This is a genomic window from Phenylobacterium sp. GW823-FHT02A09, assembly GCF_058797775.1.
The window spans coordinates 142,739-168,753 of sequence record NZ_JBXAJZ010000001.1 but is presented as its reverse complement, the minus strand read 5'-3'; the positions used below and the strand labels follow the sequence as shown (position 1 = coordinate 168,753).

General features: G+C 68.9%; 26 protein-coding genes and 3 tRNA genes. 3 read left to right on the top strand and 26 right to left on the bottom strand.

What is annotated here, in order from left to right; genetic code table 11:
- Positions 1-40: 40 nt before the first annotated feature.
- Complete coding sequence (locus AC1Q87_RS00875) at positions 41-523, bottom strand: Lrp/AsnC ligand binding domain-containing protein (RefSeq protein ID WP_492608261.1); 483 nt, start codon at positions 521-523, stop codon at positions 41-43.
- A 102-nt stretch (positions 524-625) separates the two neighbouring features.
- On the opposite strand from AC1Q87_RS00875, the gene putA reads away from it, so the two are divergent.
- Positions 626-3,703, top strand: coding sequence for a bifunctional proline dehydrogenase/L-glutamate gamma-semialdehyde dehydrogenase PutA (putA, locus tag AC1Q87_RS00870; protein ID WP_492607148.1), 3,078 nt, complete (start codon positions 626-628; stop codon positions 3,701-3,703).
- Between the two features lie 65 nt (positions 3,704-3,768).
- Here the strand turns inward: putA and AC1Q87_RS00865 are convergent.
- The 4 genes from AC1Q87_RS00865 to exbB form a co-directional block, all read right to left on the bottom strand.
- A tRNA-His gene (locus tag AC1Q87_RS00865) sits at positions 3,769-3,845 on the bottom strand.
- A 164-nt stretch (positions 3,846-4,009) separates the two neighbouring features.
- Positions 4,010-4,714: an energy transducer TonB gene (locus AC1Q87_RS00860; RefSeq protein ID WP_492607147.1), complete on the bottom strand. Its 705-nt coding sequence runs from the start codon at positions 4,712-4,714 to the stop codon at positions 4,010-4,012.
- A gap of 13 nt (positions 4,715-4,727) precedes the next feature.
- Entirely contained in the window at positions 4,728-5,159 is a 432-nt protein-coding gene (locus AC1Q87_RS00855) for a biopolymer transporter ExbD (RefSeq protein WP_492607146.1), read from the bottom strand.
- A gap of 5 nt (positions 5,160-5,164) precedes the next feature.
- Positions 5,165-6,076, bottom strand: a complete 912-nt coding sequence (exbB, locus tag AC1Q87_RS00850) for a tonB-system energizer ExbB (RefSeq protein ID WP_492607145.1) — start codon at positions 6,074-6,076, stop codon at positions 5,165-5,167.
- A gap of 821 nt (positions 6,077-6,897) precedes the next feature.
- Between exbB and AC1Q87_RS00845 the strand changes: the two genes are divergently transcribed.
- A complete protein-coding gene (locus AC1Q87_RS00845) occupies positions 6,898-7,407 on the top strand; it encodes a DNA-deoxyinosine glycosylase (RefSeq protein ID WP_492607144.1) in 510 nt (169 codons plus the stop codon).
- A 10-nt stretch (positions 7,408-7,417) separates the two neighbouring features.
- Here the strand turns inward: AC1Q87_RS00845 and AC1Q87_RS00840 are convergent, their stop codons facing one another.
- The 15 genes from AC1Q87_RS00840 to AC1Q87_RS00770 form a co-directional block, all read right to left on the bottom strand.
- Positions 7,418-7,717 carry a hypothetical protein gene (locus AC1Q87_RS00840; protein WP_492607143.1) on the bottom strand — a complete coding sequence of 100 codons (300 nt, stop codon included), beginning with the start codon at positions 7,715-7,717 and terminating at the stop codon, positions 7,418-7,420.
- Positions 7,718-7,753: 36 nt separating this feature from the next.
- On the bottom strand, positions 7,754-8,737 hold the full coding sequence (locus AC1Q87_RS00835; protein WP_492607142.1) for a hypothetical protein: 984 nt from the start codon (positions 8,735-8,737) through the stop codon (positions 7,754-7,756).
- 146 nt (positions 8,738-8,883) lie between these two features.
- A tRNA-Phe gene (locus tag AC1Q87_RS00830) sits at positions 8,884-8,959 on the bottom strand.
- Between the two features lie 98 nt (positions 8,960-9,057).
- A complete protein-coding gene (gene yacG / locus AC1Q87_RS00825; protein ID WP_267232264.1) occupies positions 9,058-9,222 on the bottom strand; it encodes a DNA gyrase inhibitor YacG in 165 nt (54 codons plus the stop codon).
- A complete protein-coding gene (locus AC1Q87_RS00820) occupies positions 9,219-10,256 on the bottom strand; it encodes a ribonuclease E/G (protein ID WP_492607141.1) in 1,038 nt (345 codons plus the stop codon). The genes yacG and AC1Q87_RS00820 overlap by 4 nt, the downstream gene beginning before the upstream one ends.
- A complete protein-coding gene (locus tag AC1Q87_RS00815; RefSeq protein WP_492607140.1) occupies positions 10,253-10,843 on the bottom strand; it encodes a Maf family protein in 591 nt (196 codons plus the stop codon). Before AC1Q87_RS00815 ends, AC1Q87_RS00820 begins: the two co-directional genes overlap by 4 nt.
- Positions 10,844-10,848: 5 nt before the next feature.
- Positions 10,849-11,067, bottom strand: coding sequence for a translation initiation factor IF-1 (gene infA / locus AC1Q87_RS00810; protein WP_012522747.1), 219 nt, complete (start codon positions 11,065-11,067; stop codon positions 10,849-10,851).
- 120 nt (positions 11,068-11,187) lie between these two features.
- On the bottom strand, positions 11,188-11,649 hold the full coding sequence (locus AC1Q87_RS00805; RefSeq protein WP_492607139.1) for an arsenate-mycothiol transferase ArsC: 462 nt from the start codon (positions 11,647-11,649) through the stop codon (positions 11,188-11,190).
- A gap of 2 nt (positions 11,650-11,651) precedes the next feature.
- On the bottom strand, positions 11,652-12,131 hold the full coding sequence (locus AC1Q87_RS00800; protein ID WP_436060790.1) for a UPF0262 family protein: 480 nt from the start codon (positions 12,129-12,131) through the stop codon (positions 11,652-11,654).
- Positions 12,132-12,273: 142 nt separating this feature from the next.
- Positions 12,274-12,909, bottom strand: a complete 636-nt coding sequence (locus AC1Q87_RS00795) for an SH3 domain-containing protein (protein WP_492607138.1) — start codon at positions 12,907-12,909, stop codon at positions 12,274-12,276.
- Positions 12,910-13,037: 128 nt separating this feature from the next.
- Positions 13,038-14,318, bottom strand: coding sequence for a histidinol dehydrogenase (gene hisD, locus AC1Q87_RS00790; RefSeq protein WP_492607137.1), 1,281 nt, complete (start codon positions 14,316-14,318; stop codon positions 13,038-13,040).
- 158 nt (positions 14,319-14,476) lie between these two features.
- The gene (locus AC1Q87_RS00785) at positions 14,477-15,124 is read right to left on the bottom strand and encodes a hypothetical protein (protein ID WP_492607136.1); all 648 of its coding nucleotides are present in this window, start codon (positions 15,122-15,124) and stop codon (positions 14,477-14,479) included.
- Positions 15,125-15,145: 21 nt separating this feature from the next.
- Positions 15,146-15,571, bottom strand: a complete 426-nt coding sequence (locus AC1Q87_RS00780) for a DUF2948 family protein (protein ID WP_492607135.1) — start codon at positions 15,569-15,571, stop codon at positions 15,146-15,148.
- 1 nt (position 15,572) lies between these two features.
- Positions 15,573-16,862, bottom strand: coding sequence for a UDP-N-acetylglucosamine 1-carboxyvinyltransferase (gene murA / locus AC1Q87_RS00775; RefSeq protein ID WP_492607134.1), 1,290 nt, complete (start codon positions 16,860-16,862; stop codon positions 15,573-15,575).
- Positions 16,863-16,960: 98 nt separating this feature from the next.
- A complete protein-coding gene (locus AC1Q87_RS00770) occupies positions 16,961-17,083 on the bottom strand; it encodes a hypothetical protein (RefSeq protein ID WP_492607133.1) in 123 nt (40 codons plus the stop codon).
- Between the two features lie 125 nt (positions 17,084-17,208).
- Between AC1Q87_RS00770 and AC1Q87_RS00765 the strand changes: the two genes are divergently transcribed.
- A tRNA-Thr gene (locus AC1Q87_RS00765) sits at positions 17,209-17,283 on the top strand.
- 64 nt (positions 17,284-17,347) lie between these two features.
- Here the strand turns inward: AC1Q87_RS00765 and AC1Q87_RS00760 are convergent.
- From AC1Q87_RS00760 to AC1Q87_RS00735, 6 genes are all read right to left on the bottom strand, one after another.
- Positions 17,348-18,784, bottom strand: coding sequence for a basic amino acid/polyamine antiporter (locus AC1Q87_RS00760; protein ID WP_492607132.1), 1,437 nt, complete (start codon positions 18,782-18,784; stop codon positions 17,348-17,350).
- 15 nt (positions 18,785-18,799) lie between these two features.
- Positions 18,800-19,654: a hypothetical protein gene (locus AC1Q87_RS00755; protein ID WP_492607131.1), complete on the bottom strand. Its 855-nt coding sequence runs from the start codon at positions 19,652-19,654 to the stop codon at positions 18,800-18,802.
- A 6-nt stretch (positions 19,655-19,660) separates the two neighbouring features.
- Positions 19,661-20,902: an arginine deiminase gene (locus AC1Q87_RS00750; RefSeq protein WP_492607130.1), complete on the bottom strand. Its 1,242-nt coding sequence runs from the start codon at positions 20,900-20,902 to the stop codon at positions 19,661-19,663.
- 24 nt (positions 20,903-20,926) lie between these two features.
- Positions 20,927-22,348 carry a basic amino acid/polyamine antiporter gene (locus AC1Q87_RS00745; protein WP_492607129.1) on the bottom strand — a complete coding sequence of 474 codons (1,422 nt, stop codon included), beginning with the start codon at positions 22,346-22,348 and terminating at the stop codon, positions 20,927-20,929.
- Between the two features lie 149 nt (positions 22,349-22,497).
- Positions 22,498-23,562, bottom strand: a complete 1,065-nt coding sequence (locus AC1Q87_RS00740) for an AI-2E family transporter (protein ID WP_492607128.1) — start codon at positions 23,560-23,562, stop codon at positions 22,498-22,500.
- A gap of 170 nt (positions 23,563-23,732) precedes the next feature.
- The gene (locus AC1Q87_RS00735; RefSeq protein ID WP_492607127.1) at positions 23,733-25,943 is read right to left on the bottom strand and encodes an Ig-like domain-containing protein; all 2,211 of its coding nucleotides are present in this window, start codon (positions 25,941-25,943) and stop codon (positions 23,733-23,735) included.
- Between the last annotated feature and the right edge of the window lie 72 nt (positions 25,944-26,015).

The window sequence follows — 26,015 nt, the reverse complement described above, 5'->3', positions numbered from 1 at the left end:
AGCTGTCGGCCCCTGGCCGAATGAGGGGGACTTTGACTCCCTACACCGGCAACTCGGTCACCGACTTCACTTCTTCCAGCACCGCATAGGTCCGGGTCTCACGCACGCCTGGCATGGCGACCAGCACCTCGCCGAGGAACCGGCGATAGGCCTCCATATCGCTGACCCGCGCCTTGATCAGATAGTCGAAGCCGCCCGCCACCATGTGGCACTCGAGGATTTCCGGCGTGCGCTGCGCGGACTGGGCGAACTCGCTGAAGGTGTCGCCCGTTGTACGGTCGAGCTGAACCTCCACGAAGATCAGGAGCGCGCGGTCGATGGCCTTCGGATCGAGGATCGCCGCAAATCCGGTGATCACCCCGCGCTCGCGCAGCCGCCGCACCCGGTCCGAACAGGCCGACGGCGACAGGTGGCATTGCTGGGCCAGGTCCAGGTTGCTGATCCGCCCATCCCGCTGCAGCACGCGAAGCAGCCGCCGGTCAGTATCGTCCAACTGCACAGTCTCCGCCACATCGCCCTCCATGGACGTTTCCATCCGGCCAAGATGCCAAAGGTCCGTCGGACATCCGACATCATAAGCGATACGCCGGACGACAGGAAACAACCCCCACGAAGGCCCGCCGCCATGACCTCCTGGACCGCCCTGGACGATCCCGCCGCCAAGTACCGCGACGAAACCGAGGCCGTGACCGCCCTGCTCGCCGCCCGGCCCTTGAGCGCCGACCAGCAGATCGCCGTCCGCGCCCAGGCCGAACACCTGGTCCGCACCGCCCGCAAGGCCGCCAACCGCCAGGGCGTGGTCGAGAGCTTCCTGCAGGAATTCAGCCTCGGCACCCGCGAGGGCCTGGCCCTGATGTGCTTGGCCGAAGCGCTGCTGCGCACGCCCGACGCCGAGACCCGCGACCGGCTGATCGCCGAGAAGATCGGCGGCGCCGACTGGGCCAGCCACCTCGGCCAGTCCGAGAGCCTGTTCGTCAACGCCTCGACCTGGGGCCTGATGCTGACCGGCCGCTTCGTGGAGGTCGACGACGAAGCCCGCCGCGATCCGCCGGGCTTCCTGCGCCGGCTGGTCGAGCGGATCGGCGAGCCGGTCGTGCGCCGCGCCGTCGCCCAGGCGATCGGCATCATGGGCGAGCAGTTCGTGCTCGGTCGCACCATCGAGGCGGCCTTGAAGCGCGCGGCCAAGGAAGGCCAGGTCTGCTCGTTCGACATGCTGGGCGAAGGCGCCCGCACCGCGGCCGACGCCGCCCGCTACGAGCAGGCCTACGCCGAGGCGCTGGAAGCGGTCGGCAAACACGGCAAGGGCGCGGGCCCTGAGGCCGGCCACGGCGTCTCGGTCAAGCTCTCGGCCCTGTCGCCGCGCTACGAGGCCACGCACGAGGACCGGGTCTGGACCGAGCTCTATCCCCGCCTCAAGCGGCTGGCGCTGATCGCTGCGCGCCACGACCTCAACTTCACCATCGACGCCGAGGAGGCCGATCGCCTGGTCATCTCGCTGAAGCTGCTGGAGCGGCTGGCCGGCGAGAAGGAGCTGGGCGACTGGCGCGGCCTTGGCCTCGCGGTTCAGGCCTATCAAAAGCGCGGAACCCTCGCGGTCGCCCGCGTCGCCGAGATCGCTCGCGCGACCGGCCGGCGGCTGATGGTCCGCCTGGTCAAGGGCGCCTACTGGGACTCGGAGATCAAGCGCGCCCAGGTGGGCGGGCGGCCCGACTACCCAGTCTACACGACCAAGGCCGCCACCGACCTGTCTTACCTCGTCTGCGCCCGTGCGCTGATCGAGGCCAGCCCGCACGTCTTCACCCAGTTCGCCACCCACAACGCCCACACCTTGGCGGCCGTCCACGCCATGGCCCAGGCGGCCGGCGTGAAGATCGAGTTCCAGCGCCTGCACGGCATGGGCGAGGCGCTGTACCGCGCCGCCGACACCCTGCGCGAGGGCGCCGTGGTGCGCACCTACGCTCCCGTCGGCGGCCATGAGGACCTGCTGCCCTACCTGGTCCGCCGGCTGCTCGAGAACGGCGCCAACACCTCGTTCGTCCACGCCCTGCTCGACGAGAGCGTGCCGGCCGAAGACGTGGTCGTCGATCCGATCGTCGCAGTCGAGAAGGCCGGCGTCGGCCCGCACCCGAAGATCCCGCGCCCGGCCGACATCTACGGGGCCGAGCGCCGGAACTCCGCCGGCTTCGACCTCTCGATCCCCGAGGAGGCCGCCCGCCTGCACCACGCCGCCCGCGCCCTGGCCCCGCTCAGCGCCGGCCCCCCTGCCGGCGACGCGCAGCAGGTGCTCAGCCCCTCCGAGACCGGCGTCGTCGTCGGCCAGGTGCGCGAGGCTTCGGTCGCCGAGATCGACGCCGCCTTCGCCGCCGCCAAGGCCGCCCAGGGCGCCTGGGACGCCCTCGGCGGCTTCCGCCGCGCCGAGGTCCTGCGGGACATGGCCGACGCCCTGGAGGCGAACGCCGAGCGTCTGATCGCCATCTGCGCGCGCGAGGCCGGCAAGACCCTGGCCGACGGCGTCGCCGAGGTGCGCGAGGCCGTCGACTTCTGCCGCTACTACGCGCACCTCGCCCAGACGAAGTTCGCCGGTCCCGAAACCCTCAAGGGTCCGGTCGGCGAGACCAACAGCCTGGAACTGCACGGCCGCGGGGTCTTCGTCTGCATCAGCCCTTGGAACTTCCCGCTGGCGATCTTCACCGGTCAGGTCGCCGCCGCCCTCGCGGCCGGCAACGCCGTGCTCGCCAAGCCGGCCGAGCAGACGCCGCTGATCGCCGCCCAGGCCGTGGCGCTGTTCCACGAGGCCGGCCTACCCCCGGCCCTGCTGGCTCTGTTGCCCGGCCGGGGCGAGACAGTCGGCGCGGCCCTGACCGCCCACCCGCACTGCGACGGCGTCGCCTTCACTGGCGGGACCGACACCGCGCGACGGATCAACCAGACCCTCGCCGCCCGTCAGGGACCGATCATTCCGTTCATCGCCGAGACCGGCGGGCTCAACGGCATGTTCGTCGACACCACGGCGCTGAAGGAACAGGTCGTCGACGACGTGGTGCTCTCGGCTTTCGGGTCGGCCGGCCAGCGCTGCTCGGCCCTGCGCATCCTGTTCCTGCCGCACGACACCGCCGACCTGGTCATCGAGACCATCAAGGGGGCCATGGACGCTCTGGTGATCGGCGATCCGGCCGATCCGGCCGTCGACGTCGGCCCGGTGATCGACGAGGAGGCCCGCGAGACCCTGGCCGCGCACCTGCAGCGCCTGGAGCGCGAGGCCAAGGTGCTGCACCGCCTGGCCGCCCCCGAGGCCGGGACCTTCTTCGGGCCCGTGCTCGCCGAGATCCCTTCGGCGAAGTTTCTCGAGCGCGAGGTGTTCGGCCCCATCCTGCACGTGGTCCGCTACGAACCGTCCGAGCTCGCCAAGGTCGCCAGCGAGCTGGCCGGCCAGGGCTACGGCCTGACGCTCGGGGTGCACTCGCGGATCGACGCCTTCGCCGGGGAAGTCCGCGAGCTGGTCCCGGCCGGCAACGTCTACGTCAATCGCTCGATCATCGGGGCGGTGGTCGGCGTCCAGCCGTTCGGCGGCGAAGGCCTGTCGGGCACCGGGCCCAAGGCCGGCGGTCCCAACTCGTTGTCGCGCTACGCGATCGAGCGGGCGCTCAGCGTCAACATCACCGCCCAGGGCGGCGACCCCGCCCTGCTGAACCTCAGCCTCTAGCGCGGGTCCATGCCTGAAACGAAGAAGCCCGGGGCTCGCGCCCCGGGCTTTTTCACATCCGGCGATGGTACCACCTCTCGGATTCGAACCGAGGACCTCTAGAGCCACAATCTAGCGCTCTAACCAACTGAGCTAAGGCGGCGCATCGCGGAGCGGCCGTTCTAGTCGCACCGCGCCCCGCGATCAAGGGCTCCGGCCTGCGGCCATGCGTTCTCCCCGAAAGATTTTCGCAAGCCCGCGTTTCGGCAAAGAAAAAGCCCCGGAGCCGAAGCTCCGGGGCCTGATCTTAGGCGTATCCGAGAGGGCTTAGCCCTTCGGCAGGTTGAAGCGGATCGGGATCCGCACGCTGCCGCCTTCGACGGGCGCGCCGTCTTGGGTCTTCGGACGCATCCGGAAGAGCTTGCTCATCCGGAGGGCCGCTTCACCGAAGCCCATGTCGGCAGGCTCTTCAGACTGCACGTCACAGGATTCAAGCGTCCCTTTCGCCGTAACCGTGCAGCTGATCGTCGCACGGCCTTCCACGTTCATCCGCATCGCACGATCCGGGAAGTACCGCGCCATGTCCTCAGCCGAGGGACGACGGGCCCAGTCCGGGTTCGTGATGACCGACGGACGCGGCGGGGCCGGCGGGGCGGCCTTCGGCGGTTCCGGGGTCTCGATCCGCTTTTCAACCGGCGGAACCGGCAGCGGAGGGATAGTCGGCAGATCCGCCGGCACGTTCACCGGAGGCCGCGGTTGCAGCTTCGGCGGAGGCGGAGGCGGAGTGTTCGGCGGCGGCGGCGGGGGCGGCGGCGGCGGCGGCGGAGCGGGCTTGATGATAGCCACGTCCGTGACGTCGTCCGTGTATTCCCGATACTTGGGCTCGAACTTGTTCTTGTACAGATAGTAACCGAGGACAGCGTGGACGATGATCGAGCCAACAATGGCCGCGGTCACCGCCGGGTTACGCTTCTTCTTCGGCGCGTCGAAGACACTGCGATGTTCGTGGGTAGTGTCGGTGGTTTCAGCCATTCGTCACCCCCTTCTAGTTCTTATCTTCGCCGATCAGGGCCACGCTGTAGAAACCGTTGTCCTGAAGCATGTTCATCACACCCATGAAGTCCCCGTAGAGGACGTCCTTGTCGGCGCGGATGAAGATGCGTTCCTTCTCCGGATTACGTTGCCCGATCGTGCTGCGCAGATTGTCTCCGATGTCCGCCAGCTCCACGTTGGTGTCGCCGATGTAGATCGAGCCACCTGGTTGGATGCTGATGTAAACGGGTTTCGGAGGGTTCGTAGAAGGTTTGGCGACCGCGGGCGGAAGATTAACTTTCACAGTCACGGCGGCCATGGGCGCCGCAACCATGAAGATGATCAGGAGCACCAACATAACGTCCACAAAGGGCGTCACGTTGATTTCGCTGTTCGCCTCGACCGCGTACTTGCCACCCCCAGAACCTGAGAGTTTGGCTCCCATGTGGGTTACGCCCCTTTGTCGAGCTGCCGGGAAATGGCGTTCATCAGTTCAGCAACGAAGCCTTCCGTACGAGCACCAAAAGCCGAGATGCGGGTCTGGAAGTAGTTGTAGAAGATAACGGCCGGGATAGCGGCGAACAGACCAATACCGGTGGCGAGCAGCGCTTCGGCGATGCCGGGGGCGACGACGGCCAGGTTGGTCGTGTTGGTGTTCGCGATGCCGATGAAGGAGTTCATGATCCCGTAAACGGTACCGAACAGACCGATGAACGGACCCGACGAACCGACCGAGGCCAGGAACTGCATGCCGCCCGACAGGCGCTTGGCCATCAGGGCTTGCACCGCGCCGACCGCGGCTTCAGCCCGGTGCAGCGTGGTTTCGCGGTGAGCGCCCGAGACGGCCAGGCCGGCTTGACGCGACAGTTCGACTTCTTGGGTCGCCGCAGCGGTCATGTCCGCCAGCGGGTTGCCTTCGTACTCGTCAGCCATCGCGATGCGGTTCATCTCGGTGACCGACTTGGCGCCGCGGAAGGCTTCGATGAAGCGGTCCGAGGTGCGGTTCAGCGAGCCGAACTCGAGCAGCTTGGTGACCAGCAGGGTCCAGGAGAGGATCGAGGACAGCACCAGGCCGATCATCACGACCTTAACGACCGGGTCGGCGTCCATGAACATCTGCATGACGGTCAGCTTGCCGGCATGTTCGATGGTGGCCGGAGCTTCGTCAGCGGCCGGAGCGGCCGGGGCGGCGGCGTCAGCGGCCGGAGCGGCGGCGGCGTCAGCAGCCGGGGCGGCCGCGGCGTCGGCGGCGGCCGGAGCAGCCGGAGCGGCCGCGTCCTGCGCGAACGCCGGCGCGCTCGCCATCAGCGCGACGGCGCCGATGAGAGCGATGAAAGGGGTCTTTCGTTTATTGTCGAGCATCTGTCGCCAGTTCCTGATTGGTCTAGCACGTTTGGACCGAAGGGTCGTCGCGCGAGAGCGTCTCCTACCCTAACTAAATAGCCCGTCGCCCTGTCTGGTCGCCCAGTCAAAGCGCGAGAGCCGCTTCGCTGCGCCCGACCCTTGCGCCGACTTCCACGTACGTGAAACCGGGCGTTCGGATACGGGAGCGAAATCGAGCTTCCCGAGGGGAACCCGAATTCTTACCGCAATGTTAGACGTGCGGCAGGGGTCCTTTGGCAACCCCTATTCCAAGCGTCAAGAGGCCATGCAGAGGGGTGCGACCCCAAGAAGTCTGGGGTGAGACGCGCTTTGCTGCGACGCACAACGGCCCAGCCAAGCAAAGCGCGGCGATTTTTCATTTTTGGCGGCGATTTTGCGCTGCATCGCAGCAATCGTCGCGGAACACGGATCTCAAAATAACCGGCGCCAGCCTGCCCTTTCGGCGCCGGCCAGCACGAATTTCGGTCATCGAACTGTCGCGCCGGGGAAATGAGAGTCCGCGCCCCCCGAGTCAACCAAGGTTCGGCGTTTGCAGGCCAATCACGCGCAGGGCGTGTCCCTGGCGCCATGGCTGCGCTCTGCCCTAGGGTTTCGCGCGAATTCACCGATTCCGGCCCATAACCGCCGCGACTGCCCCATTGCGGAAACGGAAACCGCCCTCGCAGGCGCCAAAACGCAAACTTGGCCGCCGGAATCGCTGCGGGTGCGGCCTTTTGGGCCGCCGGCTAGAATCGAACCCGGACCGGATAGCGCCCCGCGCAGCACTGGCGTCATCGGATCTGGCGGGCCACTATCGCCCCATGACCTCGCCCGCCGACGCCGGCCGCAAGGCCTCGTTCGCCCCCGTGGCCGACGCCCGCACCCGCCTGCTCGTGCTCGGCAGCCTCCCGGGCGAGAAGTCGCTGGCCGCCGCTCAATACTACGCCAACCCGCAAAACCAGTTCTGGCGGCTGATGCAGGCGGTGACCGGCTCGCCGCTGCTCTCCCTGCCCTATGGCGAGCGGCTGGAGCTGCTGCTCGCCGCCGGCGTCGGCCTCTGGGACGTGGTCGGCTCGGCGGTCCGGCCCGGCAGCCTCGACACCGCCATCCGCGACCACCAGCCCAACGCCCTGCCCGAACTCTGCGCCAGCCTCCCGGGTCTGCGCGCCGTCGCCTTCAACGGCGGCAAGGCGGCCAAGCTCGGGGTCAAGATCCTCGCCGACCACCCCGGCCTCGCCCTCATCCCCCTCCCCTCCAGCAGTCCGGCCCACGCCGTCCGTTTCGAGCGCAAGCTGGCGGCCTGGGAGGTGCTGGGCGTGCACCTCGACTGAGGCGGATGCGTCAGGCCGCCTCGTAGTCGGTGCGGACCAGCGTCTTCAGATAGTACTCGACGCGGACCGGCGCGGCCGTCCGTAGCTCGAACCAATAGGTGTCGCCACAGAGCGCCTGCGTCCCGCGGGTCAGGCCGCTCAACCGCCACCCCGCCCCGTCGCGTTCGCACACTTCAACTTTCCAGCGCAGCACGCCGCCAGGCAGCCGCGCCTCGACCTCGCCTTCGTCGCCGTTCGGCGTGAAGGCCAGCTCGTACAGTCCGTGCGGCCCCGTCATCCGCGCCGCGAACGGCTCAGGCTGCTCGACCAACAGCTTCTCCCTCTCCAGAAGGTCGACCGCCCGACCTCACTCGTTGGGCTCCGCATACGCGGCCGCGCGTTCGGGCTTCACGACATAGGCCTCGCCGGTCCAAACCAGATCGTCCGCCGACGGCAGGCTGCCGCTCGGCATCACGGGCACGTCGCGGGCGTCCGGCCACCGCGCCCTGATCTTCGCCTGGAGCCGGAGCCGCGCGCCGGTCGCCACGTCGGGTCGCTCGCCTCGGAAGAACATCAACCAAGGGCGCCCCTGGTGGCCGCCGTCGTCCACCGACACTTCCTGGTCCTTGTCGTCCCGATCGCGCCAGACGCTCGCATAGATGGTCTTGTTGAGCGGGCTGGAGGCTTCACGGTGTTTGGAATCGAGGTCTCGCTGAAACGCGATCCACTCTTCGCTCCCGTCGTCCACATGCTGCCCCTCCTCGCTCGCGTGCGCGTGGAGCATGGCGAGCAGGTCCGCCCGATCGGTCGCGCTGCGTAGGGGGACCTCGACGACGGCGACCACGCGGCTGCTTTCGGACCTCCCACGGGGAAGAAGCCATTGCGCCAGCACGACGAGCACGCCGAGGATCAGCAGACCGGCGACCGCGTAGCGCCCGATGCGCCGATAGCGCTTGGGAAGCAGGCGCATCGACGCCCGCTGGGCCTTGACCAGCGCCCAGACAAGCAAGGCCCCGACAAGACCGAACCCGAGAACGGCGCCAGCCGCCGCTAGCGGCCCTGTGGCCAGCGCGCCCAAGGCGAGGGGCGCGGCGAGGCCGGCTCCCCAGGCCATGGCCGCAAGCGGCCCATGGTGCCCGCGCGCGCGGGCGATCGTCGCAGCCGGCCACGCCACGATCAGACCGACGAACAGAAGCAGCAGCGGGACGGCGCCGGCGACGATCGGGCTTATCCCTCTCGAGACCGCGATGCCCAACCCGAGCGAGATCGTCGCGATCACCGCGCCGTCCCCGAGGAAGACGGAGCCGCTCAAACCGCGATCGTGCGAGGCGTCAGCCGACGAAATCGTCACCTCCCCAAGCTTGGCCTTACAAGCCTAGACCGCTCGGCCGCGCGGCCGCCAGCCTTTCCGCCGCGATCTGGCGGGAGATCGCCACCCACGCACGGCGAAGATCGGCCGGAGTCGGACCGCATGACATCAAGGATTGGGGAGAAAAATGGTGCCTGGGGGCGGATTCGAACCACCGACACGCGGATTTTCAATCCGCTGCTCTACCAACTGAGCTACCCAGGCGCCGGGCCGTTCCGATCAAATCGGAGGGCGAAGCGAGGTCCCGCCTGCGCGGGAGCCGCGTCTATAGAAGAGGCGTTCGCCCCTGTCCAGCGGCGGATTCAGTCTTCTTCGCTTCCGTCGCCTTCCGCCTCGTCGTCGGTCGAGGGAATGGCGTAGCGGCCGCTCAGCCAGCGCTGCAGGTCGACGTCCGCGCAACGCTTGGAGCAGAAGGGCCGGTACTCCTGCTGGGCTGGCTTGCCGCAGATCGGACAGGGCGCGCTCACGCCGTCCTCACGTCGAAGCGGGTGCGGGCCAGGCCGTCCTGCGGCGTGATCGTAAAGCGCGCGCCGATCTTGCCGGCCAGCCGCTCGGCATAGGGCGCGGCGGCCTTGGCGGTCGCCGGATGGCAGCGGGCTGCCAGCCGCGCGCCCGGCTGGCTGGCGCCCTCCGTCTCGATCGCCCGGATCAGGCGCAGCGCCAGCGTCAGGTCGCTGAGGCCGCCGCCGGCGTCGCAAAAAATGTCGGTCAGCGCCGCGGTCCGGCGCGGAATGGTCATCTCCATGGTGCCGAAACGCCCGACCGGGCCGATCGCGACACCGGGATTGTCGGGGCCGAACGCGGCCCGCGCCGCGGTCAGCAGCGCATTGCCGTCATGGCCGCGCCCGACCAGGTCGAAAACCACGATGCCGCCCAGGCCTTTCAGCCGCAGCAGCCGCGCGCCCTGGGCCAGCGCCGCATGGTTGGCCGCGCGGGTCACGCGCTTGACGTCGTTGCCCTTGCGCTCGCCGATGTCGACGTCGATGGCGACCAGCGCCCGAGTCGGCTCGATGGCGATGTCGCCGCCGCCAGGCAGCTTGTGAACCACCGCCAGCGCCTCGTCCTGCGCCTCGTCGGCGACCAGCCGCGCCTCGCGGCCGAGGGTGATCTCGGCGTCCCGCGCAAAGGCGGCCAGTTGTTCTTCCAACGCCGGCGCGGCGGCCAGCAGCTTCGGCGCGCCCTGCGCCGGGCCCAGCACCCGCACGGTCGCCAGCTTGCCATCGCGCGGCTCGCTGCGGATTTCGACTTCCAGCGACGACCCTTCGACCGGCCGCGCGTCCGGCTTGAACGACAGCATCGCCTCGACGCCGCCGAGGTCGACGAAGGCCGAGGCGAAGGCCGGCTCGACCTTGCGCACCCGCGCCACGTGCCGCGCGCCCAGCCGGGTGCGGGCGTCGTCGCCGTCGCGGACGATCAGCAACCGCTCGGGCGCGCCGTCCAGCAGCACCACCCCGCGGCTCTCGCCGATCCCACGATCCAGGAAAAGAGTGCGCTCGCTCATGCCGTCGCGAATCCCACGCCGCGCAGAAGGTTCAGGGTCTCGTAGAGCGGCAGCCCGACCACCGCCGGATACGATCCCTGGATCGACATGACGAAGGCGCCCGCATGGCCCTGGATCCCATATCCGCCGGCCTTGCCGACGCCCTCGCCGCCGTCGAGATAGGCCTCGATCTCGGCGTTCGTCAGGCGCTTGAAGTGCAGACGCGTCTCGACCAGCCGGCTGGCGGTCCTGCCGCCCGGACCATGCGCGGCCACGCCGGTCAGCACCTTGTGGGCGCGGCCCGACAGCAGCTGCAGGCAGCGGCGGCCCTCCTCTCGGGTCTCCACCTTGGGCAGGATGCGGGTCCCGACCGCGACCACCGTGTCGGCGGCCAGCACGAAGTCGTCCGGACACGCCTGCGCCACCTTCGCGGCCTTGCCGACCGCGAGGCGCAGCGCCGTGCGGCGCGGGGTCTCGTCTTTGAGCGGGGTCTCGTCGATCTCCGCGGCGATGATCGCGTCGGGCTCGAGCCCGACCTGGCGCAGGAGATCCAGCCGCCTGGGACTTGCTGAAGCCAGCACCAGGCGCTGAAGGGGCGGCGTGGCCAAGCGGCCTAGCGGACGCGGAAGGTGATGCGGCCCTTGGTCAGGTCGTAGGGCGTCATCTCGACCAGCACCTTGTCCCCAGCCGAGACGCGGATGCGGTTCTTGCGCATCTTGCCGGCGGTGTGGGCGATGATCTCGTGGTCGTTCTCGAGTTTCACGCGGAAGGTCGCGTTGGGCAGGACTTCGCTGACCACGCCCGGAAACTCCAAAAGCTCTTCTTTAGCCATGCAGGCTCCCAAGTGGTGTTTATCGAATCACCAACGGCCCGCGCAGTGGGTCTCGGCGCGAGCCGCGGCGTGCAATCCAATTATAGCGCGTTGCCCTTTACGCCCTCACAGCCCGGAAGGCTAGCGCGGGAAGCGCTCGGCGATCCGCTTGGCCAGATGGTCCCGCACCTCGCGATAGGCGGCCAGCCGCGCCTCGCGCGATCCTTCGGCCAGGGTCGGGTCGAAGGTCGGCCAGTACTCGATCTCGGCCGCGCGGCCGCGGGTCATCTCCACCGCCCGGTGCTGCGCCTCCGGCGTCAGCGAGATGACCAGGTCGAAAGAGGCGTCCTCCAGCTGATCGAAGGTCTTGGGCGCGTGGCGGGCCAGGTCGACGGAGATCTCCTCCATCACCGAGCGTACGAACGGGTCGGCCCCCTCGCCCGCCTCGCCGGGCTCCTGTTTGAGGCCGCAGCTGTCGACATAGACCCGGTCGCCCAGCGCCCGCTTCAGCAGCGCCTCAGCCATCGGCGAGCGCACCCGGTTGAAGTTGCATGCGAACAGGACCGCGCCCGGCAGCGGCGCGCGTGTCGAAGCTGACGCCACCGCTAGCCTCGCCAGTGCAGGGCGCAGATCAGCGTGAACAGCCGGCGCGAGGTGTCGAGGTCGGTCTCGATCTTGCCCGCCAGCCGCGTGCGCAGCAGTTCGGACGCCTCGTTGTGCAGCCCCCGCCGGCCCATGTCCAAGGCCTCGATCTGCTGGGGCGAGGAGTTGCGGATCGCCTGGTAGTAGCTCTCGCAGATCATGAAGTAGTCTTTGATCAGCCCGCGGAACGGCGACAGCGACAGGATGTGGCGCTTCTCGTAGGCCGGGCCGTGGACGTCCAGCACCAGCCGGTTCTCCATGAGCCCCATGCGCAGGTCATAGGGGCCGGCCTCGGCGCCTTCCGGATAGAAATAGTTCGCCTCCAGCAGGTCGAAGATCGCGATCTGCCGTTCCTGCTCTTGGTCGCGCGAAACCGCGGCGAGGGACTCCTCGTCGATCTCGACAGACTGCAGTCGATGCTTGGTACGGTCTTCGTCGGCCATGGCGCTGCGGGAGAGGCTTGCCCCGAGCTTTATTGCAAACCAACCCCTAACGTCATCCTGCCGCGTGCGATCTTGTGGGCTGTGCACAAGAAAAGACGCCCGGCGTGGCCGCCGGGCGTCAGTGCTCTCCATTTTTCCGCTTTTAGTAGCGGGCGTACTGGTAGCTGCCGGCCGGCCGGACATAGGCGCCGTGGACGTAGCCGACGCCGACGCCGTTCTGGCCGACCAGGATCCAGTCGGTGCCGCGCACCCGGGCCAGGGCCTGGAAGCCCTCGCCGGCCCGCAGCGAGCCCACGCGGGCCGAGCTGGTGGTCGGCGCAGCGCGCAGGTTCAGCGTCGAGTTGGCGACAAAGGCGCCGCCGTCACGCTGGAAGTTGGCCGGGGCGATGTCGCCGCTCAGGCGATAGCCGTTCTGGCTGTAGGTCGCCGGGCGATACGAACCGCCGCCCTGCTGGGCGTAGCCGGCCCGGACCGCGTCGTCCCGCTGCATCTTGCAGCCGACATATGAACCGGTGGCCGCGCCGGCGACGGCGCCGATGGCGGTGCCGGTGCCACGGTCGTTCTTGGCCAGGTTCGAGCCGGCCGCCGCGCCCAGCAGGGCGCCGATCAGCGCGCCGCCGACTTGCTTGTTGCCTTGGGCGTCGCAGCTGACGATCGAGCCCGGCCCGCCGCCGGTCGGCGTGCGGTACTGCTGGGCGTTGGCGGTTCCAACAGCGCCCGCCGCGATCACGCCGGCCAGGGCGACCACAGCCATCTTGCTGTTCATCAGGTTGCGCATTGCGGGTCTCCGTTCTTCATCTCGTTGGGGCCGCTGCGGCCCCGATGAAGGAGACCCTAGAGGGCGCTACCTGAACGGCCTCCGGGACGGAATTGACAGGAACTGTTCAGCTTCGTTTTCAGCGGTTCCTACTGACCCAGCCGGATCGCCGCCGAACGGGCGTGCGCCGGCAGGCCCTCGGATTCGGCCAGCGCCACGGTGTGCGGCCCCAGCACCGCGAACGAGGCGGCGTCGCACTTCACGATCGAGGTGCGCTTGATGAAGTCGTACAGCGACAGCCCCGATGAGAACCGCGCCGCGCGGCTGGTCGGCAGCACGTGATTGGAGCCGGCCACATAGTCGCCGATCGCCTCGGGCGTCACCCGGCCCAGGAAGATCGCCCCGGCGTGGCGTACGCGGTCCGACAGCCGCTCGGGATTCTCCATCGCGAACTCGACGTGCTCGGGCGCGATCAGGTCGACCAGGCGCGGGGCCTCGTCCAGCGGCGCGATCACCACCGCCCCGTGGTCGCGCCACGAGGCCGCGGCGTCCTCCCCGGTGCTCAGGGTCGCCAGTTGCGCCTGGACCTCCGCCTCGACCTTGGCGGCGAAGGCTTCGTCGTCGGTGATCAGGATCGATTGCGCGGCCGGATCGTGCTCGGCCTGGCTCAGCAGGTCGGCGGCGATCCAGTCGGCGCGGTTGTCCCCGTCGGCCACCACCACGATCTCGGACGGACCGGCCAGGGCGTCGATGCCCACCGTGCCGTAGACCCGCCGCTTGGCGGCCGTGACATAGGCGTTGCCCGGCCCGACGATCTTGTCGACCGGCTTGATCGGGCCCGCGCCATAGGCCAGCGCCGCCACCGCCTGGGCCCCGCCCACGCGCCAGATCTCGGTGACGCCGGCTTCCTTCGCCGCGGCCAGCACCGCCGGCTGCAGGCGTCCGGGCGGGGTCACCATGGCGATGCGCTCGACGCCGGCCACCTTGGCCGGCACGGCGTTCATCAGCACTGTCGAGGGATAGGCCGCGCGCCCGCCGGGCACATAGATCCCGACCGCCTCCAGCGCCGTCCAGCGCCAGCCCAGCTCGACCCCGGCCTCGTCGGTGAACGCCTGGTCGGTCGGCCTTTGGCGGGCGTGATAGGCGCCGATCCGCGCGGCGGCGAAGGCGATGGCCTCGCGAACCTGGGCCGGGCACTGGGCCGCGCCCTCTTCGATCTCGTCGGCCGAAACGCGGATGTTGCTCTCGTCGATCTCGACCTTGTCGAACTGCCGGGCGAAGCGCAGCAGCGCCTTCAGCCCCTCGGCCCGCACCGCGGCCAGCACGTCGCGCACGGCGGCGTCGACCTCTTCCGGCGTCTCGCGACGCTCGTCGATGAAGGCGGCGAAAGCGGCCTCGAAGCCGGGATCGGAGAAGGAGAAACGGCGCATGGGCGCTCTTTAAACGCCGGGGCCTTACGGCGCTAGGGCCGCCGCCCTCCCCCGCTCATCCCGGCGAAGGCCGGGACCCAAGCGGAATCGCAAACAAGCCAGCGACGATCCCGCGAGCCCGCCTTCGTCGGGACGAGCGAATGGGACGCCGATAGAGTTCACTCGACCCAAACTTGGAAACCGAAGCAGCCGTTCTCGCGCCGCGAGAGCGCCAATATCTCGGCCACGTCCCGCCCGGCCTGCTCAATGCGTTGGCGGACCGGCAGCGCCTCCTCCTCGTCAGCACCGTAGATGCCTAGGTCGATCCGCGGAATCTGCATCACTCCGCGCAATTCGTACGTTTCCACGAACGTGACCGCGCTGTTGCGGCTCGCCGCGTATCCGACCAGGTGGTCTAGCTCCACGCTACTGATCAATCTTGAGCCGCGAGCGGTTTCGGCCTCGGCGAAGACCGCCGCCAAATCGAACGGTCGGCGCTCGTAGCGCAACCGCCCCTCGACGGAGCTATTCACCCGTCCCTCATGCAGGGCAGGAGAAGTTGGCGGAAAGTGGAACTTCCTGACCTCCACGACGCCAGAATCCGCCCAGCCAGTTCCAGCGCCTACCAGGACAAGATGAAGACCGACATCGTCGTCGAGACCACAGACCGGGGATGCAACAAGGCGAACCACAAATGCAGCGTCTTCAACGCCCAGGATCGCAACGACGCGCGCCTCGACTTCCGCATCCGCCGGAAACCACGTCGGAGCATCACCCGCCCCCCTCAGCACCAGCGGGTCTCGGGCCGTCAAATAGCGCCAGGCCATGTCGTTCGCGCCGCCCGCCGCCTAAACCTCGTGCTTCGGCGTCCGCGGCGTCGCCCAGGGGGCGCTGACGTCGGCCAGCACCACGTCCAGGCACTCGACTTGCGCGCGCAGATCGCCGCCGCCGGCGAAGGTGAAGATCACGGCGCCGCCGGGCGCCTCGCCGGGCTCGAAGGCGACGTCCAGCAGTTCGACCACCGCGTCCTTGGCCGTGCGCCGCAGCTTGCGGGCCTGGACCTTCTGCACCGACCCCAGCTGCAGCGCCGCGCGCACCCGCTCGGAGCCCTTGGCCTCCCAGCGATAGCGGTTGAGCGCCAGGGTCAGCCGCCGGGCCGCCGGCTCGTAGGAGATGTCGCCGATCTTGCCGACGGCGTCCTGCAAGGCCGCCGCGATGACCTTCAGGTCTTCGGCGTCTTCAGCCAGCAGCCTCAGCGGAGCAACGCGCGTCATCTCAATCCTCGGGCTCGCCGTCGCCGACGATCCGGCGGACGTTCGCGCCACAGGCGCTCAGCTTCTCTTCCAGCCGCTCGAAGCCTCTGTCCAGATGATAGACGCGGCTGACGGTGGTTTCCCCATGCGCGGCCAGGGCGGCGATCACCAGGCTGACCGAAGCGCGCAGGTCGGTGGCCATGACCTGCGCGCCTTCCAGCGCCTCGACGCCGGACACCCGAGCCTCGCCGCCTTGCACGGCGATCTCGGCGCCCAGCCGCGACAGTTCCGGGGCGTGCATGAAGCGGTTCTCGAAGATGGTCTCCTTGATCACGCTCTCGCCGTCGGCCAGCGTCATCAGCGCCATGAACTGCGCCTGCAGGTCGGTGGCGAAGCCCGGATAGGGGTCGGTCTCGACCTCGACCGCCTTCAGCCGCGACCCGTTGCGTCGGATGGTCATGCCGTCGGCATGGCGTTCGACCTCGACCCCGGCCTCCTCCATCTTGATCAGCAACGCGTCGATGAAGTCGGTGCGGGTCTTGGTCAGCCGCACCTCGCCGCCGGCCATCGCCGCGGCCAGGGCGTAGGTGCCGGTCTCGATGCGGTCGGGGATCACCGAATGCGTCGCCCCGTGCAGGCGCTCCACGCCCTCGATGACGATGGTCGAGGTCCCCGCCCCCGACACCTTCGCGCCCATGGCGTTCAGGCAGTCGGCCAGGTCGCCCAGCTCCGGCTCGCAGGCGGCGTTCTTCAGCACGCTGGTCCCCTTGGCCAGCACCGCGGCCAGCATGGCGTGCTCGGTCGCCCCGACCGAGACGAACGGAAAGACGATCTCCGCCCCGATCAGCCCGCGCGGCGCCTGGGCGTAGACGTAGCCCTCGTGCAGGTCGATCGACGCGCCCAGCGCGCGCAGCGCTTCCAGGTGCAGGTCCACCGGCCGGGCCCCGATGGTGCAGCCGCCGGGCAGCGAGACCTTGGCGTGGCCGGTGCGCGCGATCAGCGGCCCCAGCACGTTGAACGAGGCCCGCATCTGACGGACCAGGTCGTAGGGAGCCAGGGCGCTGACGATCTCGCGGGTGTGCAGCACCGTCTCGGGGCCGTCTTCCCCGTCCTGCTCGACGACCTCGGTCCCCAGCCGCCGCAGCAGCCGCGCCAGCAGCCGGGTGTCGGCCAGCCGGGGCATGTTGGTCAGGCGCAGCGGTTCGTCGGTAAGCAGACTGGCCGCCATCAGCTTGATGGCGGAATTCTTGGCGCCGCTGATGGGGATTTCGCCCATCAGCCGTGCGCCGCCGGTGATGGCGATGCGATCCAAACGTGTCCCTCGGCGGGTCCTGGCGCGATGCTCGCGCTTGTCGAACCCTTTGGGCGCTATCTATCGCGCTGCTGCGGCGCCGAAAAGCGGGCGGCCCATCACGAGACCTTGTCCGAATCGTCCGTCTTCGGCGCGGGCGATTGCGCCGGTTTCGGCGCAGCTTTGCGTCGGCGCAGGTTGGCGCGCAGCGCCGCCGCCAGTTTCGCCTCGCGCTCGTTCACCGGGGTTTTGTCGTGCTTTCCCATCTAATCCGGGGGTGCGGCGAGACGCTCCACAGGTCAAGGACAGTTTCTTCAGATTGGGGCTTTCCACCGGCCACGGGTTTGGCTATAGCCCGCGCCTCGTCGCCGCCGTAGCTCAGTGGTAGAGCGCATCCTTGGTAAGGCTGAGGTCGGCAGTTCAATCCTGCCCGGCGGCACCATCACCCCCCAGTCCAGCGAAGGGCTGGGGGGTGACCACACTCTCCAGACATCACAGACGACCGTTCAGAGCGTGATCGCGCCTGTCGATAGCCCATAGGCGCCGACGGCCGCTCCGACGACGATCAGGCCGAACAGCAGCAGCTCCACCCGGCTGAACACCCTCATCTTCTGCTCGCGCATCGCGTGGAAGAACAGGATCGTGGCCGGCAGGTAGAGCAGCGTCGAAAGCACCACGTACTTGCTGCCGCCGACGACGATGATCAGCGCGATGTAGACCGTGGCCACGAGGCTGCGGATCAGGTCCTGCCGCCGCGACGTCGAGCCGGCTTCATAGGTCCGGCCGCTCCAGGCCAGTTGAAGTCCGTAGGCGGCGACCAGCAGGTACGGGATCAGCACCATCGCGCTCGTCATCTTCAGGGCCATGACGAAGGCCTGCTCGGCGAACCACGAGATGATCAGGAACAGCTGGATCACGCCGTTGCTGAACCACAGCGCCGCGGCCGGCGCCCCGGCGGCGTTCTCCTTGCCGAGATAGGACGGCAGCGTCCCATCCTGGGCGGCGACGTGCATCACCTCCGCCGACAGCAGGCACCAGGACAGGTAGTTGCCCAGCACCGAGATCAGGAGGCCGATGCTGACCAGCAACGCGCCCCAGGGCCCGAGCAGGTAGTCCATGATCCCGGCCATCGACGGCTCGGCCAGCGCCGCCAGGTCAGGCCGCAGCATGACCCCGAACGACAGCAGGGTGACCAGCACCAGAAGGCAGAGCACGCCGAGGAAGCCGAGCACCGTGGCGACGCCGACGTCCTCGCGCCGCTTGGCGTAGCGCGAATAGACGCTGGCCCCTTCCAGCCCGACGAAGACGAAAACCGTCAGCATGAGCGTGGCCCGCACTTGGCTGGCCAGGGTTCCGAGCCCGGGGGGCTCGCCGCCCCAGAAGTTGAGCGCGAAGATGTCGGCCCGGACGCCGGTGACGATGACCAGCAGGAACAGCCCGATCGGGATCATCTTGGCGTAGGTGGCGATGGTGTTGAGCAGCGCCGCGCTCTTCACCCCGCGCAGCACCAGGAAGTGGACGGCCCAGACGATCAGCGAGGCGCTGATGATCGCCACCACCGTGGTCCCGTCGCCGAACACCGGGAAATAGATCCCCAGCGTGGACTTGATCAGGATCAGGCACGCGGTGTCGGCGAAGCAGGCGCCGATCCAGTAGCCGATCGCGGCGATGAAGCCGAGATAACGGCCGAAGCCAGCCTTGGCGTAGGCGAAGATCCCCGCCTCCAGATCCGGCCGGCGCTGCGCCAGCGACTGGAAGACGAACGCCAGCATCAGCATGCCGACGCCGGAGATCGCCCACGCGACCATCGCACCCGCGCCGCCGGTCGTGCGCGCGAACGTGGCCGGCAGCGCGAAGATGCCCGCACCGATCATCGAGCCGATCACCAGGGCGATCAGCGCCTTCAGCGACAGTTTCTGGTCGGCGGCGGGGTCGGGCGTCATGGCGGACCTGTCGGGTTAGAAGGCCTTTGCAATCTCGACCCCCACGTCCAAGGCGGTGAAGCGGGACCGCTCGCGGTTGGAAAAGCGGTTTACGAACGCCGCCTCCCAGGTCAGCGAGACGCCCCGGCCCAGTTCGCGCTCGGCGCTCAGCACCAGCGCGGCGGTCACGTCGTTGCGGTTGGTGTTCGCCCCGCTCGTGAAGTCGGAAAACGCCAGGTCGCCCTCGATGGTGATCTCGTGGCCCAGCTGCGGTTCGGCCAGGGTGTGCCCGATCATCGCGGTGAGCCGCGTGCGGCGCAGCTCCGGCACGTCGGAGTCCTGGTATTCGGCCGACACGTCGGCGTCGATCGCGCCCAGGCTGGCGCTGTAGGTCATGTCGAAGATCTGCAGGTCGAAGTCGTGGTCCGAAAAATCGTTCTCATAGGTTCCGACATAGATGAACTCGGCCGTGAAGGTCCCCGCGCCCAGCGGCCGCTCGGCGAAGACGAACGCCTCGGCGCGCCCCTGCCCCAAGTCGTCGTCATAGTCGCTGGAATAGTAGTCGCCATCGACCATCGCCCCGCCCCCGACCTCCCAGCCGGCGACGGGGACCGGCGTGACGCTCAGGCCCAGCGCCGGCGTCACGTATCCGGTCTCGACGCGGTCCCAACGGCTCGTCCCGGCGTTGGTCGAGAGCGTCCCGCCCACCGACGCGTCGAACGTCACGGCCCGCCCGCGGGCCGCCTCGACGCTCGGCAGCTCGGACACGTCGTGCGGGCGGCGATGCAGGGCGTCGTCGATGTCGTACCGGGCGCTGGGATCACGCTCCTGCGCCTGAGCGCCCGCAGACGCGCAGAAGGCGGCCGCGGCGAGGGCTGCCGCAACGCGCATGGCGCCCTAGAACTCCACCGCGTCGCGCTGCAGTGGGCAAGTCATGCAGTGCCCGCCGCCGCGCCCGCGCCCGAGCTCGGCTCCGGCGATGGTGATCACCTCGATCCCGGCCTTGCGCAGCAGGGTGTTGGTGTAGGTGTTCCGGTCGTAGGCGTAGACCACGCCCGGTGAGGCGCAGACCAGGTTCGCGCCGCTGTCCCACTGGGTGCGCTCGCGCTGGTAGGCGGTGCCGCCGGTCTCGACGACCCGCATCGCCTTGACGCCCAGGGCCTCGCCGATGGTCTCGACCAGGGTGCCGCTGTCGCGCCGCAGGTCCAGCGTCCCGGCCTTGTCGCCCGGCCGATAGGAGTAGGCGTGGATGTTGTCGACGATGTCCGGATAGATCAGCAGGCAGTCGCGGTCTGCGAACGTCAGCACCGTGTCCAGGTGCATGGCCGCGCGCAGCTTGGGCATGGCCGCCACGACCACCCGCGTCGCCGCGCCCTCCTCGAACAGCCGCGTCGCCAGCTGGCCGATCGCCTGGCGCGAGGTGCGCTCGCTCATCCCGATCAGCACATTGCCCTTGCCGATCGGCATGACGTCGCCGCCTTCCAGCGTCGCCAGCCCCCAGTCGGCGGTCGGATCGCCCCACCACACCTTCACCTTGCCGGCGAAGTCCGGATGGAACTTGTAGATCGCCGTCGTGAGGATCGTCTCCTCGTGCCGCGCCGGCCAGTAGAGCGGGTTGAGCGTCACCCCGCCATAGATCCAGCAGGTCGTGTCGCGCGTGTAGAGCGTGTTGGGCAGCGGCGGCAGCAAGTACTCCGCGACCCCGGCCGCGTCGCGGATCAGCGGCAGCATCGCCCCGCCGTGCTCGACGGGAAACTCCTCGGTCGACAAGCCGCCGATCAGCACCTCGGCCAGCTCGCGGTCCGGCAGACCGTCGAGATAGCTCCGCACCTCGCCCAGCAGTTCGACCCCGACCTGGTTGGCGATCACCTGGTTGTCGAGGATCCAGGCCCGCCCCTCCGGGATCCCCGCCACCGTGGTCAGGAGATTGTGCATCTCCAGCACCTCGATTCCCCGGTCGCGCATCTTCTGGGTGAAGTCGAAATGGTCGCGCTTGGCGTTCTCGACCCACAATACGTCGTCGAACAGCAGGTCGTCGCAATTGCTGGGGGTCAGCCGCTGATGGGCGCGGCCCGGGGCGCAGACCATGACCTTGCGCAGCTGGCCGACTTCGGAATGGACGCCGTACTCGCCTGCCATGAGGAATGCCTCCGTTCAGCGTTTTCAGAGAGTGATCCGGCCGGAAATCAGGGCGTAGACGCCGTAGGCGGCGCCGATGACGGCGATGGCCAGCAGCGCCCAGTCGAGCCCGCGGAACACCTGCCGGCCCTGCTCGCGCCGGGCCCAGAGGTAGAGCAGCGTGCCCGGGGCGTAGAGCACCGCCGACAGCAGCAGGAACTTCAGCCCGCCGGCCAGGATCATGAAGATCGTGTAGAGCGTCGCGATCCCGGCGAAGATCAGGTCGCGGTTCCGCTCCTGCGGCCGCGTCTCGTAGGTCAGCCGCCCGCGCGCCAGCTTCAGCCCGTAGGCGGCCACCAGCATGTAGGGGATCAGCGACATCGCGCTGGTCAGGCTGAGCATCAGCGCGAAGGCGTCGCTGGACCAATAGGTGCTGATCACGAACAGCTGCACGACGGCGTTGGTCATCCAGAGCGCCGCGGCCGGGACCTGGTTCTGGTTCTCGGTCGCGAAGACCTTGGGCATGTCCTGGTTCTTCGCGGCGACGAACAGCACCTCGGCGGCGATCAGCGACCAGGCCAGGTAGGCGCCCAGCACCGACACCACCAGGCCGACGCTGACGAACACCGCGCCCCACGGCCCGACCACGGCCTCGAGCAGCGCGGCCATCGACGGCTGGCGCATCTCGGCGATCTCCGCCCGCGGCAGGACGGCGAACGGCAGCATGGTCACCAGCACCATCAGGGCGGTCACGCCGATGAAGCCGATAATGGTCGCTGCGCCGACATGCGAGCGCTTCTGCGCGTACCGCGAATAGACGCTGGCCCCTTCGATGCCGAGAAACACGAACACCGTGACCAGCATGGTGGCGCGGACCTGCTCGAACAGGCTGGTCTGCGGCATGCCGACGCCGCCCCAGAAGTTCTCGCGGAACATCCCCGCCTTGATCGAGAAGGCCAGCACGACGACGAACACCAGGATCGGGACGATCTTGGCGACGGTGACGACGGTGTTGACCAGGGCCGCGTTCTTCACGCCGCGCAGGATCATGAAGTGGAACAGCCAGATGCCGACGGACGCGACGACGATCGCCGTCACCGTGTTGCCGTCGCCGAACACCGGGAAGAACGCGCCCAGCGTGGCCTTGATCAGCACCCAGTACGAGACATTGCCGATGCAGCTGCCGATCCAGTAGCCGAACGCCGACAGGAAGCCCGGATAGTCGCCGAACCCGGCCTTGGCGTAGGCGAACACCCCGGCGTCGAGATCGGGCTTGCGCTCGGCCAGAGCCTGGAAGACGCGCGCCAGCATGTACATGCCGCCGCCGGCGATGGCCCAGGTGATCAGCACCCCGACCGGCCCCGACGCGGCGCCGAAGGTGCGCGGCAGCGAGAAGATGCCGGCTCCGACCATCGACCCGACCACCATCGCGGTCAGCGCCGGCAGGGACAGCTTCTGTGACGACATGGCGGCTCCCAGGCGAGCCGCAACGCGCGCCGGCGCACGCGATTGCGGGTCGTTTCCACCGTCGGGGTCGGGCCCGGCGCTGCCCATCGGGCTTTAACCCCAACTTCGGCTTTGGGGGGGCCTGAGGCCGGCCAAGCTCGATCGCGCGCTCAGCCGTGCTCCGGCCCGTCGCTTGCGTCGTCCATCTCCGGCAGCGGGTCGCCGTCGTTCGACATGAGAATCGCCAGCCATTTCAGGCGGTTGGAGCCGGCCAGCATGTAGATCAGCGCCAGGGTCAGCGGGATCGCCAGGAACGCGCCCGGCAGCCCCCAGAGGATGCTCCACACCCCAACCGCGATCAGTCCCGCGCAGGGGTCGATGTTCTGCTGCGAGGCCTGCATCTTCGGCGCGATCAGATTGCCGACCACGAAGGCGATGACCTGGATCCCGAGAAAGATCACCAGGCCGGGCATCGGCGACGGGAACTGGATCAGCGCGAACAGCGCCGGCCCGACGCTGCCGACCGCGACGCCCAGGAACGGGATGTAGGACAGCAGAAACAACGCCACCGACCAGAACAGCCAATGGTCGAGCCCCACCGCGGCCATGACCAGCGCGGACGCCCCGCCGTTCATCACCCCTGTGACGGTTTGGATCCACATGTACGACTCCACCCCGCGGATGGAGCGTTGCAGCACCTGGATCGGCGCCTCGCCGTGCGGCTCAGCCGCCAGGCGGACCCGGCGCGCGATGGTGTTGCGCATGGCCAGCAGGAACACCAGGAACAGCGCCGTCAGCACGAAGCCGGAGGTCAGGCCGCGAAGGCTGCTCAGCCCCCAGGACGCGACGAGCCGCAGGTCCAGCCCGCCGATCAGCCCCCCGACCGTGACCGGGTGCTCCATCCCGAACCGTTCGCTGCCCGCGATCAGCAGGCGGTCGAGCCGCTGCTGCAGCAGGGGCGCCTCGCCGCCGAGCGCCGTCAGGCTCGGCAGCATGAACAGCCCCGCCGCCAGCAGCAGCCCCAGCATCGCCAAGCTGCAAAGGATCAGGGCGACCTGCTGGTTCACCCACGGAAACAGTCGGATGACGGGGCGGACGAAGGCGTCGATCAGGACCGCCATCACTACCGCGAAGGCGAACGGCCAGAGGATCGAGCGGAAGACGTAGAGCAACGCCACCGCCGCGGCCGCACCGACCAGGTCCATGGCCACGCTGTCGTTTGGTCGACCTCGCATGGCGGGCCCCTTGCTGCCTGAGCCCGCCATGCTGGTTGTCGCCGCTGGCGGCCGCAATCAGGCGGCCACCTGAGTGAGCGGCGCTGGCCTCGACGCTGCTCGAACCATCGCGCAGGCAGATGCCGGATCGCCTCGCACCAGGCCGCGGCGAACCCCCGGAGCATCGGCCGTCAGCTGAACAGGAAGTCCTGCGCGGTGAGGCTGCCCATCGAGACGCCCGCCAGCACGATGGTCTGCGCGCCAAGGCTGATGACGGTGTCGGCGCCGACCATCGCCATCTTCGCGGCCAGGGCCTGGAAGTTGGCGACTTGGCTGGTCGACAGCACGATGACGTCGCCCTCGGCGCTGCTGAAGTCCGTCACGACGTCGCGCCCGCCGCCATCCCGGAAATAGAACAGGTCGCCCCCCGCGCCGCCGGTCAGCACGTCGTCGCCGAGGTCGCCGGACAGCAGGTCCCTGCCCTCGCCGCCCTGGATCACGTCGTCGCCTTGCCCGCCGAGCAGACTGTCGTCGCCGAGATCGCCGATCAACACGTCGTCGCCGGCGTTGCCGTGCAGGAAGTCGTTCCCCTGCCCGCCGGCGACGCTGTCGCGGCCCATGTCGCCGAAGATGACGTCATCGCCCTGGTTGCCGTGCAGGAAGTCGGCCCCCTGGCCGCCCAGCACGGTGTCGGCGCCCTGACCGCCGAGGATGTAGTCGTCGCCCTGGTTGCCGTGCAGCAGGTCGGCGTGCTCGCCGCCATAGACCCGGTCGTCGCCGGCGCCGCCGGACACCCTGGCCGGGGCCATCCCTCCCACCAGGATGATGTTGGCGGTCGCATCGCCCGTGTAGATCGTCGCGCTCGGCGTCACGTCGACGACGACGCTCGGCGGCGGAGGCTCAGGCTGCGGAGCGACCGTTCCCTCGATGGTCACCGACAGGGCGCCGCTGGCGACCGACACGTTGCCGGCCGCATCGAACGCCTTGGCTGTGATGGTGTGGGCCCCCGCCGACAGCGTCGACGACGTGATCGACCAGGTCCCCCCGGTGGCGACGGTCGAGCCCAGGACCGTCGTCCCGTCGGTGTCGTACAGCCGGACGGTGGCGCCGGCCTCCGCCGTACCGGTGAACGTCGGCGTGTTGACCGTGGTGACGTCGTCGGCGGCCGACGCCCCGTCGTCGGACGCCGCGTCCAGGTCCGGCGTCGACGGCGCGGTCGGCGCCAGCGTGTCGAAGGTCAGCGACGGCGAGGCCCCAGCGCCGCCGGCGTTGCCCGCCGCATCGGCGTAGCTGCCCGCCGCGACGGAGATGCTGGCCACGCCGCTGTTGACCCCCGTCGTGGGCGTGAAGGTCGCGGTGTAGACCACGCCTGACCCCGACAAGGCGCTCAGCGTCCCGCCAGCTACCGAAATGTCGCCGATGTCGAAGTCCGAGGGAGCCTCGCTAAAGGTGAAGCTGATGGTCGCGCTCTCGCCCGCCTTCAGGATGGAGGCGCTGCTGGTGATCGCCAGCGTCGGAGCGGTGGTGTCGATACTGACCTGCAGTCCGGAACCGGCGACCGAAGTGTTGCCGGCCGCGTCGGTCGCCTTGGCCGTGAGCGTGTGCGTTCCTTGGCTCAGCGCCACACTGGTGATCGACCAGGTCCCGCCCGTGGCGACGGCCGATCCCAGCACTGTCGTCCCGTCGGTGTCATAGAGAACCACCGTCGAGCCGGCCTCCGCCGTCCCGGCGAAGGTCGGCGCGGCGGTCTTGGTGATGTTGTCGGTGCTGTAGGTTCCGCTGTCGCTGCCGGAGGTCATGTCCGGCGCCGAGGGCGCCGCCGGCGAACTCGTGTCGATCATCACGACCAGCCCCGCCGAAAGCGGACTGGCGCTGCTGGCGCCGTCGACCTGAACGACCTTGAGCGTATGAGATCCCTGGCTCAGCGCGCTCGAGGTGATGCTCCAGGCGCCGGAGCCGTTCGCCGTGGTGGTCCCCAGCAGCGTCGTCCCGTCCGTGTCGTAGAGCTTGACGGTGTTGTACGCGCCCGCGGTTCCGCTGACGGTCGGGGTCGTGTCGTTGGTGATCCCGTCGCCCAGGACCCCGCTGTCGCTGCCGGCGTCCAACGTCGGCGCGGCCGGTGCAGACGGTCCGGGACGCCCGATGGAGGCGATCAACGACAGGCTGAAGTCGCCGGCGTCCGTCCCATCGAGGCCCTGGATGGCGAGGAGGTCGTCGCCCGCGGTCGGATCCGTATAGACGACATCGACGATATCGCCGGCCAATAGGCCGCCGCCGGAGAAGCCCACCTTCACCGCCTGCGCGTCAGTGTCGGCGACGACGCTCGTGACGGTGACGCCCGTTCCATTGACCAGCACCTGGAACGCCGACGCATTCGGCAGGGCGCCGCCGTCGATCGGCACATCGAACTTAAGCGTTACAAACGACTCGCCGATATAGCCATTCGAACTCGAATACGCGGGACCAGGCACTAG